At 45.0% G+C, this 14,021-nt stretch carries 4 protein-coding genes and 1 riboswitch; of the genes, 1 reads left to right on the forward strand and 3 read right to left on the reverse strand.

Translation table 11 applies throughout. The features are described from left to right. Positions 1-30 precede the first annotated feature (30 nt). Entirely contained in the window at positions 31-828 is a 798-nt protein-coding gene (locus HXT41_RS03405) for a hypothetical protein (RefSeq protein ID WP_102703235.1), read from the reverse strand. A gap of 296 nt (positions 829-1,124) precedes the next feature. Further along, a riboswitch (TPP riboswitch) is annotated at positions 1,125-1,234 on the forward strand. Between HXT41_RS03405 and thiM the strand changes: the two genes are divergently transcribed. Beyond that, positions 1,224-2,801, forward strand: coding sequence for a hydroxyethylthiazole kinase (gene thiM / locus HXT41_RS03410; protein WP_421788533.1), 1,578 nt, complete (start codon positions 1,224-1,226; stop codon positions 2,799-2,801). (Overlaps the previous riboswitch by 11 nt.) 94 nt (positions 2,802-2,895) lie before the next feature. Here the strand turns inward: thiM and thiD are convergent, their stop codons facing one another. Beyond that, a complete protein-coding gene (gene thiD / locus HXT41_RS03415; RefSeq protein ID WP_421788535.1) occupies positions 2,896-3,816 on the reverse strand; it encodes a bifunctional hydroxymethylpyrimidine kinase/phosphomethylpyrimidine kinase in 921 nt (306 codons plus the stop codon). A 487-nt stretch (positions 3,817-4,303) separates the two neighbouring features. After that, a complete protein-coding gene (locus HXT41_RS03420; protein WP_421788537.1) occupies positions 4,304-13,939 on the reverse strand; it encodes a hypothetical protein in 9,636 nt (3,211 codons plus the stop codon). Between the last annotated feature and the right edge of the window lie 82 nt (positions 13,940-14,021).

Raw genomic sequence — 14,021 nt, forward strand, 5'->3', positions numbered from 1 at the left:
GCAATTAGGCAATAGTGGCGCGCAACAATACTATTCTTTTAATATTGCACGAGCGCGAGCATCCTTAAGCGCAAGAAATACACTGCCGACACCAATAAAAATAAGAGTAAACACAATTAACAAATACGCAACTCCAACGCCCAAAGTAGTGGCATTAAAAGTTTGCGGTGCGAAGCCGAACCAGCCAGCAGGAGCACCATAATTGAGGAAATTATAAGGCGCGCGCATTGCATGAACACCCCAACGAACACCAGCAAACTCGCTAAGCATAGCAGCATAAGCAACATAAGCAAGAGGCGGAACAGTAGAAACATACAAATGTGCGCGAGTAGAGCGGAAACGATAATCAAAAAGCACAAAATCAGCGATTGCAAGAAGCGGCGCAACTGCGTGAACGCAAAGGCTGCTGCATCCGTTATTCATGTAAGCGCCAACGAAACCAAGCTTATTGGTAGGTGCTAAGAAACACAGGTACAAAGTGAATGTGACAGCAATTGAGATAGTCATCATGAATTTGAAAATGTACCAAGCGTTGGATTTTGAGTCGAACCATGCGCAAGATGCTGCGGAATCTTGCTGCGCTGCTGAATCTACAGAATTACGAGCACGCATAAACGCAGCTGTATCAAGCAAAAGCGATCCAGCAAGAGCTACGCAAATCATCAGGTTAGAAAGATTCGTAAAATAAGTAAAGGTCATCAAGCCTTCCCACGAAGCAGCCATACCATAAACAGATGCGATGATTGCAATCGTGCGTATTGCTGTGCGCGTCGCGTATTCGCGCGCTGTGAGCGGAGTCTTTTGTTCTAGCATGGAATCGTTTGCCATGTTATCTCGCTTTCGTAACTTCTATAATCTACTTATTGTTTACTTATATTTATGTTTACCATACTTATGGTTACACAGTTGCAAGCGAAAATATGTAGAAGAAGTTGCAAAAATGCGGCGCGATTTTTGTAGATTCCTGCAAGTGCTGCGAAACGTCGAGAATTTTCCAGCAAATGCTCCACGAAACTACCAACCAGAGACACGAACGCAGAACACAAACTGCACCAGTGTCCCAAAACAAGCAAAATCAGACACTCACGCAGAAGAAAGTAAGTCACGAACAAAAGATATAGTCGAAGGATGGTTCGGAGTGCGCATTTGCCGCAAAATCGCGGGCGGCGCTGAGATTACATCCGTAAAACCTGATCTAGATAGTGCTAGCGAAGGGAAACATTATGACAACATGCAACACTGAAAAAACAACTAACTGCAACGAAGCAAACGAATACTGCACAAGCTCAACAACGCAAGTCGACACATGCTTCTCTGTACGCGCACGCCGCCACATGTTTCTTAACGACGTGCGTCAATGCATCGAACGCGTGCGCACACAGCAGCCACTCACCCATTGCATCACGAACGTAATCGTGCAAGACATTACAGCCAACGCACTACTCGCTGCAGGAGCGTCGCCGATCATGGTAACCGACCCAGAAGAAGCGCATGCACTTGCGCAAATTGCCACAGGCGTGCTCATAAACGTTGGCACATTCCATCAGCCAGAAACTTCCGAATACATGCGCGCAGCTGTTGAAGGATGCGAAAAAGCCGATACTCCGTGGGTGCTTGACCCGGTTGGAATCGGCGTTCCAGCACTTGCTCCACGCGCGCGCTTTATACACGAAATTATTAAGCACCACCCTACCGTAATTCGCGCAAATGCTTCCGAAATAATGGCGCTTGCAGGCAAAGAAAGCAACGGCAAAGGTGTGGATTCTCACGATAACGTGAACGATGCTCTTCAAGCCGCGCGCGAATTAGCAAAAAAGTACGGCTCAGTAGTGGCAATTTCTGGCGAAAAAGACGCGATTTACGCTCACGGTTGCTTAGCTCGCGTAACCGGCGGACATAAAACTATGACTAAGGTAGTTGGAACCGGTTGCGCTTTGGGAGCGTTGGTTGCAGCATACGTTGGCGCAAACCCGGAACGTCCGCTCGCAGCAACTGTTGCAGCACACGTGCACGCAGCAGCGGCTGGAACTTGGGCAGCTCGCCAAACCACAGCTCCCGGCACTTTCCGCACACTGTGGATGGATGCGCTTTCAACTCTTAGCGTAAACGACATGTTTAGTTTGACAAATATTGAGTTTACGGTGGAACCTGTTGATTGGACACTGTATTTGGTAACGGATCCGCGCATGGGAAATCGCCCGGAAGAAGAAGTTGCAGTAGAGTCAGTTGAAGGCGGAGTTACAGTTGTGCAATTGCGCGATAAGTATTCCGACGACGCTGAAATTTCGGCCAAGGCGAAGAAGTTGCGTCATGCGCTTATTGATTCCGGACACGGCGATGTGCCTGTATTCATAGACGATCATGTTGATTGCGCGGCTCATCTTGGTTTCAACTTGCACGTTGGGCAAAAGGATACGCCGTTTGTTGAGGCTCGAAAAGCGATGCCGGCAGAGTGGATGGTTGGGCTTTCTTGCGCTCGACCGGATTTGATGGAGAAAGCTTACCGCGAGTGCAAAGAAAATGACGTTCCGCTGCCGGATATGATTGGCATTGGTGCAGCTTTTGAAACGCATACGAAAGCGCACGACGTGCCGCCGCTGGGAGTTGACGGAGTGAACGAAGTGGCGAAAGTTGCGCACTCTATGGGCGTAAAAACGTTAGCAATTGGCGGAATTCACGAGAACACAGTGTTCCCTATTCGAGGTCTTGAGCTTGACGGAGTTTGCACAGTGTCGGCGCTTATGTGCGCTGAGGATGCTGGGAAAGTTGCGCGCGAGCTTAAAAGCGTGATTACTGAGTAAATCGGACACTCCGAGTTGCTTTCGCGCGCACTGTGCTGCGCTCAAGCATGTCGTCGCGCCAACGCGAGACAACGCTCGCACTATAAGCGCGCGCTCACGCAGTTTGCCGCAAGATTCGTACGGAGTGGTTTACAGGTCCATGACCGCGCTCGCCGCCGCGCCCAACATGTAATTCACTTCCAGCCGCAATCGCCTCTCGAAGCCACGCCGTTGACCATTCAAGTGCGCAAAGTACAGTATCGCGATCGCTCAAATTCTTTTCCTCGCGCAAAGCAAGCCCAATTTTCGTAGCAAGCGCAGAAGAAAGCGAGCAACCAGTTCCGTGAGTTGTGCTTGTTTCAACTCGTTCGCTTGGTACGTGCCGCGCGTCACCATCCGGGAAAACCGCAGTATTTCCAACGTCTTCGCTAGTTAAGTGCCCACCTTTTACGATTACAACAACACTGTTTTTTGCAGCCAACTTGCGCGCCTGGTTGCAAGCTTCCTCAAAGTTTTCCGCAACGCGCGATTCGCACAAAGCCGCCAATTCCGGCACGTTTGGCGTCACTACATCAACGCAGCTTATAAAGTTTCGCATCGCATTTTCAGCACTCGCCTCAAGCAAGCGCTTCCCGGAAGTTGATATCATCACCGGGTCTAGAACACTTACAGGAACCGGGTTATCGCACATCCAGTCTCGCATTGCTTCAATATATTCTGTGCATCCAAGCATGCCGATTTTTAGTGCATCAACTGTAACGTCGTCGTACACGCATGAAAGTTGAGTGCGGAAAAAGCTTACTGGCGGCGTGAATACTTCGCGCACTTCGCACGTGTTTTGCGCAACCAAATTAGTTGGTATGCACATGCCATAACCGCCTGCCGCCATAATTGACTTGAGATCTGCCTGTATTCCGGCTCCACCTGTTGGGTCTGTGCCAGCTATGCTTAGCACGCGCGGAATGATTGGGTCTGATTGCTGCATAGGCGATTGCGCATGCTGCAAGTCATGCTGTTTGCTTGATACTAGCGTCATAACTTTTATTATATTGCGTCGCAGGCGAATATAGTTTCATGAGAAAGTATAGTTTATATTACATTTTGTTTAACGTGGCGCGAGTTTCGGGGGATTTCTCTCCTCGCACGTCCCGTCCTTCGTGCGCTCTGGCTGCTAAAAGAGTTTAGTGTGTTCGCCTATCTTTAAAGAATGTAGCTTCTCAGTCCTCTTTTAGTGCTCGTAGAGAAATCCCCCAAACTCTGCGTGCTTAATGTTTAATAACCGTGCCTTATCGCAGAGATTTTTCAATTTTTCTTCTTCACTCGATGAATCAGCAGCCTGCGGCTCTGACGTTCACCTCGTTCAGTGCGAAAAATCTCAAATCTCTACCACACTAATATCCACGCGACTGAATAACGCGCAATTAAGATGTATATAACCTATTGCGTCGCAGGCAAATATGTTTCGCGGGTGAGTTTGGACTTACGCAAACGCTATAAGTCCAAACTCATACGCATTTTACGCGTCAGCGTCGAAGCCACTTGAACTTGAACTTTGACTTGAGTTTGAAGAACGGCTTGCCACTTCGAAGCACTTCTGCAGAAGCGTCGCAATGCTTGCTGTCAGTGAGTGCGCCGAATCCGTGACCACTAAGAACCAACCCAAGCCATCCGCGCCTACCGAACGCGCCGGATGCCAAGAACAACGCCAACAGCACGCCAAATATGAAGCTGAACCATATTGCAGCTTGACCGCCGCTGTAAGGCAGAGCAACCGGACGAACCAGGTAACCAAAGCTGAAGTATCCGACTAAGTGGCCTCTGTTACCGTTATCACCAAAGCCGTCGCTTTCATTGCTGGACTTATCTTTTGCGTGTCCATACAAAGCGTACTCAACTCCGTCACCGTCAGTCTTTAACTTCTTGAACGCCGCAGTATCCACGGAGCCATCTTTGCCCATTATTGACTTGCAGCTGTCAAAATCAGTTGCGCCGCCAGCCTTCTTGACTTTGCATGCAACTAGGCTAAAGTTGCTGAGATCACCGAAACTGTCGTAATCGTCGTGGACATCCGCAAACAGAGTCTTTCCACTCTCCTTGCTTTGAGACTTCGAAACTTTTCCGTCCTTGTATTCTACAGGATTACCCTTAACCGTGAGCTTAGCGTAGTCCTTCTCCTCCATCGTTACAACGTAAGGATTATTAGCATCCGCGTGACCACTGAGAAGCGATCCTGCAGTTGCAGCAAAAGTTGGCTTAACGTTATCAACAGGCACCAGGTACACAGGCATTACGAATTCGTAGTTGGCATCGTTATTCCAGCCGCCTTCTTTGCCTCGCGTTTTATGAGTATCTCCAACCCAGCTATCGCCATATGTCATAATAACCGACAAACCATTATCTGGATTCTTAAGAACCTTATGACCAATTAAGTCAGATCCAATACTGCCAGACCTACCCCATGCGCCAATATTAGCGAAGTCGGTAAGCGAAAGACCAGTATTACTACTTTCAGACGTTACGCCAGAGCTATTAGGAATAGAATATCCACCGCCGGTACCACCCTTTGAAATCATATCTATGACGTTTACATACCAAGTTTCTTCAGTAGTACCACCATTGTCGTTATCAGCGCCGTTAGCAGCAGAAGCAGCACCAGACCTATGGTCTTCAGACGGATTATACGTATAGAAGTGCGTATTCCAATCAAAGCTGAAGCCGTTTCGACCTTTCTCACCATCAACCTTATCGCTACCTCTTACTTCTGGCAGCAAGGATGGCTGACAATCAGCAAACGCCCATTGACTTCCATCAACATAGTTTCCACACTCGTTTGCTGGGTGCAAAGTACTGTTACGCTTAAGCTTCAACGCATATTGCAAATCATTAAGCGTAAAGTTGCGCTTAGTTGAAGCATTATACAGATACAGAAGAGACTTCTTATCTTTCGAAAGAACGAATCCTGGATCATACGAACGCCCAGCTACGCGCAGAGCCTTACTATTATCTTTAGTTTCTTCGAAGCTGGTAGGCGCATCAGCTAAGTAGTCTGCAGCACCCTTACTATCGCCACCATGCTCACTATCTACGTTTTCAGGCGCGCGCAATCGCACAAATCGCGTAATCTTATTTTCTCGCGGATTTGGCACAAGCACGCGACTTCTCCAGCCTCGAGTCATAACAGCTACGTCTTGTATATTCCCTACTTGGCGGCCACTATAGGTAGGCGGATTCAAAGGCTTATGCTCATCGTCCATAGCACTATAGTCATACTTCCTAAAAGTCACCATAGTTTTACCAGGCTCAAGCCTTGGATCCTCATTCGTAACGATTTCGCTATCGTTTTGAAGCCAAATTCCCTTCTTTGGTTCGCCCGCAAAGTTGTTTTCACTGTGCAAATCCATTCGTATTGCGCGCTCCTCGTGACCGCTTAGCAGCATTGGGTGTATTTGCACTATTTGACGCTTCATAGTAACACCGAAGTACACACAGTCGGACGGCTTCTTCAAACCAGACCAGTTGTCTGCGCTCCAGTAATCCGGACGGCATACTTCGCTAGGCTTTTCTTTTGCGTAAGCCATTGGCAGCACGTCAAGAGTATCTTCTGAACTAGCGTCGTCTTTGTAAGAGTTTTTACCTTTTGCAGTGCGACCTTTTGCAGCACGCGTATTTCCGCCGTTTCTGCTATTTCCGCCGCTTCGATTACTTCCACCGCTTCTTGCAGTCTTATTTCCGTCTCTATTAAGCGAATCATCGGAAAGATCTTCAGGGCTTCTAACACCAGGCATATACGTCCATGGACCAACTTCAAGACGACTGCGTGCTCGAACCACGCTTCCTGGAGCTAAGAAACCACTAGGGAATGTTATAACAGCATTACCATCATTATCGTGATTAAGCGTTACTTCATTCGGCTTGAAAGTACCAGCGCATACACTCCACGATCCATTCCAGCATACGGAAATTGTTTTACCAATGCTGGTTTCCAAGTTAGTCTCATTTGAGTTTGCAGCAGAACCAAAAAGACCATTACTAGTAACAGGTTTCTCAAGCTCTGAAGCAGGGTGATAGTAAACTACCATTCTTTTAGCTCCATAGCCTGATTTAACGACAACTTTATAATCGCGGTTTTGTGAAGAACCATCTTTGCTGAGCCAGTCATCATACTTTGCAAATTCATTGCTTTTACCATCGTACGCAACAACAGATGGTTTCACCATGTCTGTCCACGTAGCCTTAAAGCATCCAACAACAGTTTTTGCACTTTGCTTTCCAGCACTATCCGTAGTTTCAGCATACATTGTAAATACAGTTTGCTTATTTACACTTGGATTTTCTAAATCTGTGCTTCTGTATTTTTCAACAAACCTTCTAAGCAAATGTTTATTTGTAACGCCGTTACTAACAAACTTCACCATCGGACTAGAAGTTTTACCACTAGAATCCTGAATATTATTCGCTTGAATATACACATTCAGATTATTAACCAGCACTTTACTGTTTATACTATTCGGGCACAAAGTGACGTATTGCTTATTAAATATACCGCCATGTTTCCACTCTCTTGTGCATTTGCCAGATTCGTAAGCATTGAAATCATCGTCTAGTTTTAATGCTGCAGGTAAATTAATCGTGGCATTATCAGCCTCATACCAAGCTTTATTACCTACATAAATTTTCTTATCAAGAGTAATAACATCATCATCAACTGTATTGCAGTTATTCACATCGCCGTTAAGCATGCATCTTCCGTGAATATCCCACGGCTTACCGTCCCACTCCTGATAACTCTTCGCACTAATCGTCGGCTTCTCATTATCAACCGGCATAAACCACACGTTTATCACGTTCGTTGTGTTATCTGGCGTCTTACCAGGCTCACGAAGCAGAAGATCGTTCGTAACCTGACCATTATTCACATAAAGTTGCGCATGCATAAACGGCCTGTTATTTGCGTATCCCTCAGGCTTCGAAGTACCCTCACCGTACGCGTCATAGTCGTTCATAGTGTCAACATCAATATTCTTAGTTATAATGTCGCCAATATTTTCGCCGTCTGCTTGACCGTTCAAATCTTCACCGCCAGGCATCAGGAAGTCCTTGTGAATAGCATATTCACTAACATACTTATCTTCGCCAGCATGCTGACTACCCTTATTTTCAATAAGCTTATCTGTAATATGTACTTCACTTCCGTTTTTCATATTTACAGAAGCATTGTAAGAGAATGAAGAAGAATCCATAATAAATTCTTTAGGCGTGTACTTCACTAAATTAAGCTTATTTCGCCACTGACACTTACCTTCTTGCGCAACACCGTTATGAGCAGCAATAGACGCAGCGCATGTATTGTCACGCACAGCGTAACCTAATCCACCAGCAACAGCCATAGGGTACGAACCATTCCATGCATCAAATTGCTTATTATCCGCCGCACTCATAGGAGTTAGCGAAGGCTGCGGCTTACTTTCTTCTTCTTGCTTATTGATATTCGGCGTACCTTTTACAAGCTTTAGCACATCCTGAAGGTTTAACGCCTTACCATTGCCGCCCTTACGGTATGAGTTTATGTTCCACTTGTACACAAAGTATTGCGTGCCAAACTTCTGATTTCCATGCAAGCCGTTTTGCAGCCCGTCAAATCCAGGATCGTTTCGCCCGTCAACACTCTTCTTGCTGTTATCTACTAATCCCCACGTATAGTCCTTACGCATATCAACGAAGCGCGTCACCTTATGCTCAATCGGGTTAAGCGTAGTCTCGTCATCAGCTTCCAACTTTTGGAAAGAAAGAGTCTTTATAGCGTACAGCATTTCGCTAAGTTTATGTTTCTCATCTAGCTTGCCAATACCAGTAACGCCATCTAAGCACAGCTTCCACTGCCAATCCGTCTTCGACTCGCATGAATATTGAGGCTTATCGTCACCATAAGCATACTTTGCTTGAGTAGTTTTCGGCTTAAAGCCACTGTCGTACTGGTCGTAAGTATCGTACTTCTTTTGCCCTTTAACGCCAATTTCTTCCTTGCGGTAACCGAAAATTCGCTCGTTACGCTTATCGTGTCTCATCCAAGAAAGCATTGCCACGATTTCGTTATTATTAAGCTCAAACGGGTTCACTTGCACTAAGCCGTTTGGCCACGCAATATCGAGCGGAAGCGGGTCAGATTCTTCGTAATCCTGAAGATTGCCTGGCTCCATAAGCTTCCAAAGTTTATCTTGACGCCAATCTGGATTATTTTCCGGCACAGAGTAAGTGTCTACGTAAATTCTCGAACCAATTTCTGCAAAGTATTCCGGAATCGTAATATTTCCAGTTACAGGATCAAAAGTAATTTCGCACCTGTCGCCGCCGTTAGCAGTGCAACCCTTGATATGATCTCCAAGCTTTGCTGTAAGAATGCGCTTACTAAATTCTTTACGCCAATCATCGTTACTTTTCGCAGTTTTTTTAGCAGAACGATCTTCTCCTTCAGCATCTCGATCCTGACCCTTAGATTCTTCTGACTTAGCATCTTCAGAATCCTTGACGTTCTTAGAGTCCTTGCTATCGTTACTGACTTTATTATCTTTGCTTGCGCTACCGTTTTCTGCAGTATTATCAGCATCACTCTGCTTGTTACCATTACTTACTTCAGATTTCTGAGTATTCGCATTCTTAGAAGAATCACCTTCGTTTAGCACAGCAAATCTTACTTTACTGCGCTTTCCAGGAGCATTGCGCTTTTTAGAATTCTTCTTAGAACTATTCTTAGCTGTCTTATTCTTAGAATTCTTCTTAGTATCCTTCTTGGTTGCTTTTGAAATCTTCAAAGAAGCAGGCTTGTTGCTAGTTTGAGGCTTATTAGCTTGCTCATCCTGCTCATCCTGCTGATTTTGGGTAGAGTTCTCCCTTGGTTTGGCATTATCAGTTTTTTCGCTATCAGCTTTAGCTTTATTGTCAACTTTCGCCTTACCGTCAGCCGACTTGCCGTCAGCCGACTTGCCGTCAGCTGCCTTGTCATCAACTGCATCTCTGTCCTCTAAAGCAGCTCTATCCTCAGCAGCTCTAGACCCATCCGGGCTTGCAGCATCATTATTGTGATTAAAAGTATTAACCTGATGCCAAAGATCAGTCTTCTTATTACCGTCTCGCTGAATAACAATGCCGTAGCAACTGCCATCATTTGGACACAGCTTATCGTAGTTATGATCCTTCCTAGGCTTTTCCTTACCGCGCGCCCAAATCCTAACCATAATCGAGCGCACGCGCTTATCTTCATCCCAAGGATTCACTCGCCCAACATAATGTCCATTCGGCTTCTTATCCCACCAAACGTTTGGCAAACCATAACCAGGAGATACATAAATCAGCTTAATTTTCTTTATTACGGAATTACCTGCAGCATCCCAACCATGGAATATCAAATCATGCACACCGTGATTTCTATTCTGATCGCCCACTAATACTGTAGGAGAACCATCATCTTTAGAATTTTTGCTGTTAGTAACCCAGCCAACTTGATCCGTCTTACTATCAGATTCACCATTTTTATGAATGAATTGATCGTAGCTTATTGTAGTAAAATCGCCGCAACCGCGAGTATCGCAATCATTCTTTTTGTCACGCGGAGTGGTAATCATATCGAAATCATTGCGCACAACAACTTTTTTACTATCAAAGAATCTCTTATTTTTATCGTTAGTAAAGTAGTCGGTAGCTTCCTGCGGCTTTACGCCAAGCAAAATCCTCTTATCGTCATGACCTTTAACCCAGAACTTAATTTTGCTATTAACAGGAATCTTCAAACCATCAGCTGGAGCATCAACAGGATTTCCATTATTCACGCTCACTTTTACATCCAACGTTGGCTTCTCGTAATCAACATACGGGAATACAACAGGTATAACAGTAGTCGAGTTATCCCAGAACGTAATCTTTACGTACTTTACAAACACGTAATTTGGCAAAACTTTAGGATTCTTGCCATCTTGCAGCTGAGCACTATACTTGTTGCGCATCCAAGTTCTGTAAATACGCTTGATTTTAGCCAAGACTTTGTCTTGCAAGTCTTTCTTTACAGGATCTCCAGGCTTCAACTCCTTACCGTCATCGCCCGTCTTAGGAGCATCTTTTACAAACCAAACATTACGCTTAGTAGCATTTTGCGCTTTAGGCCAGCATTCAGGCATGCTGTCTTCACGATCCTCACCCATAGCTGCACGATCGTTGTTTGCAGCGGAATTATCGTCACTATCTATGGATCTAAATGAAATAGAAGACCTAGACTGACCGTTAATTTTATCCTTGTATTCGTCAAGAATCTTAGAATGACCGCAAGGATTTACAACGCTAACAATAGGCACTTTAGCAGCAACGCTTAAATCAGCATCCTGAAGAGTGTTCGAGCGAGGCTCATCACCCCACTTATTCGTCCACTCAGCTTTATAAACAGCAAGATTCTTAAGCGGAGTATTAGAATCTCCATCCGGATTATTAGTCAAATAGTTAGCATCAAGCGGATAATCGTTTGTCTTAGAGCCCTTCTTCTGCTTTATGGAACCATACCTATGCCTTGAACCATACTCATCTTTATTAACAGGCGGGAACAAGTTAGGATCGAAAGCCATTACCTGCCTATACAAATCAGAACGCTTGCCAACAAAATTCACAAACCCAGCATTATTATCACGATTATCAATAATAAGAGGATTAGGAAGCGGCTGATCGTAAGAATAATACTTAGGAGTCTTGTTATTTTCGTCATATTCCTCAGTTTGCAAAGGCTTAAACACGTCTGCTTGCGTAATAACCCTATACCACAAATCCTGAGTTTCACTCATATGATACGTTCTATCGTTATATCTAAGCTCAAGCTTATGCCTACCAGGCTCTGAATCCTTCGTATTATGGTCGTTCATACCTGGATTACGGAACCACTGATTGCCTCGAGCATAGCCGTTATTCGGGGAATAATAATCAGGCAATAAGCGTATATCTTGGTTCTCGTTCATAAGATATGAAGTTCCCAAAGGCTGATTTACTATTCCAAGCAACACACTAGAGAATGAAATATGCCTGTGCTCAAGATAATTACCACTGTCACTGTTGTACGGTCCTAAACCAGTACCCTTAAGGAAGTGGTATCTAGGAGCCTGAATATCCATAATTCGCGGCGCACCATACCACTGCTGATGCATTACAGTGTACATGTAGAAGTTAGCGTCACGACCAAAATTAGTCATGGAATATTTACTGGCTTTAGTAACACCAAACGGGTCAGTAGCACCATAAAAACCTTTGCTCTGTCTCTTACCATAGTAAGATCCTGCAGCGTAGAAGAATGAAAAGTTTTCGCAACCCGTGCCATCACCCACGTTATTAGAAGAGCAATATGAGTTGTTTTTAGTCGTAGAAGTTGTAGTAGTGAAGTGAATCTTATACGTATAAGCAATCTCGCCAGACTTAATATTGTTCACAAAACTAAATACGCGCTGCGTGTCATCTTTTATAGATCTATAAAGATTTTGCACGAGAGCAACATAAGCAGGACTATAGCCTCTGTTATAGCTTCCTTCAACTTTAGGAACAACTTTAAGATCGCCTTCATCCAAAGCACCATAGCTACTGGATCTAATGCAGTCCAAACCTTGACCATCACGGCACCAACCAATAGCGTCAGAACTACCCAAATCCTCAGTTGTTACAGCATCCGGAAGGATCCTAGAATAATTGCCATTCTTACTGTCGTCAGTGCCGCGCATCTTATTCCAAGCTGCGACTAAGTCATCTCCAGAATCAAAATCGTTACCGTCAGTTTTAATGCTGCATAAACCGTTAGGATTATCCCACGAGAATGAGCAGGTTTCGCGAGGAGGATTATTATTGCCTTGATTCTTCTTATACAAAGCAGTAGCTTCCCTGCCACTGTAAAGAACACGCTGAATATACTGCCTTCCGCCTTCGCTACCCTTGTCTAGAATCTGACCTTTTGGAATCGTAAAGTAATCAAGAGCAGCACCAGCGCCTTGAGTGCGGCCGCCAGCGTTAAAAATAATATCCCACACGAAGCCGCCACCGGAAAGCTTAGGGGTGCGCTTTACAAACACGAAATCTGCAGTGTCATCTATAGGCAAGTTAATTCTGTCGACGCCGGAACCCTTATGGTTAAAGGCCATGTTGCGTAAACGGCCCATAATAAAAGTGCCCTTAGGATACGGAGTGAAGTAAGTTGCGCCGTAATGATCCGTGCCAGAAGGATCTTCAGGTACAGAACCGTTTTCGTAGTGGCCGCGAGGTCTCGTTGCTGCACTAGCAAATTGGTCGCTAGATTCCAAGTTGTATCCAAGGCTATTAACATCCAAATCGTGACCGTTCGTAGCGCGCAAACCAGCACCATCGCCGTCAGTAGTAATGCATGCGCCTAAAGCGTAATCCTTGTTACATCCAGGGCGATACACTTCGTAAGATTCACGAGCTGAGTAATTCTTAGCGTCGCGGTTTTGCGCTTTTGCTCTTTCTTCTTCTGCAGCGCGCTCAAAAAGTGACTTTGGTTGAGATCCGAACGGAGAACCAAATGGAGAATCAAATTGAGAGTCAAACGGAGAAGCAAACGGAGAAGCAAACGGAGAAGCAAACGGCACGCCTGCGCCAGAGCCTGCAGAAGGATTAAAAGATTGAGAGAGTAGATTCCCTGAATCTACAGATTCTTGTGAATTGTCGAAACTCTGTAACGCAGAAGATTGAGATGATGCAGATAAGCCTGAATTAGAGTCTGGATTATTAGAATTAGAGTTAGAATCAGACTTTGGATCAGACTTTGTGGAATTATTTGCGGAATTATTAGCACTATCCAAAGCAACTGCGGTTTCAGCAGTAATGCAAATAGGTAGCAACATTGCTACCGAAAGAGAACAAACAAGAACAGTTTTAAGAGCAGAGGCAAAAGAGCTACTGAACGCACGATATGCAAAAACAGACTCGCGTTTAGATGAGCGTTTATTCACGCAATTAGCTATACGATTATCCAAACGATTAGACACACGACTAGCTAAACGCTCAGCCGCGCTCTTAGCCACACGGCACATATTCTGAGTCGTACGTTTAGCTACACGAGTTGCCCATTGAGTCAATTGACCTATACGAACAAGAACGTTTAGCATAATCGTCCAAATACTCTTCATTGTTTCCACCTGTTTTGCATTGTTTTAAACTGCTTTGCGTCGCCCCCACGGCACCACAAGTTTGTTATTAAGTTTTTCTATT

It is taken from the genome of Gardnerella sp. DNF01189 (assembly GCF_049244195.1).
GTDB classification, from domain to species: Bacteria; Actinomycetota; Actinomycetes; order Actinomycetales; family Bifidobacteriaceae; genus Bifidobacterium; species Bifidobacterium swidsinskii.

Excerpts from the sequence above, each read along its gene's own strand:
- HXT41_RS03420 (WP_421788537.1), bottom strand. The coding sequence starts at position 13,939 with ATGAAGAGTATTTGGACGATTATGCTAAACGTTCTTGTTCGTATAGGT.
- HXT41_RS03405 (WP_102703235.1), bottom strand. The coding sequence starts at position 828 with ATGGCAAACGATTCCATGCTAGAACAAAAGACTCCGCTCACAGCGCGC.
- thiD (WP_421788535.1), bottom strand. The coding sequence starts at position 3,816 with ATGACGCTAGTATCAAGCAAACAGCATGACTTGCAGCATGCGCAATCG.
- thiM (WP_421788533.1), top strand. The coding sequence starts at position 1,224 with ATGACAACATGCAACACTGAAAAAACAACTAACTGCAACGAAGCAAAC.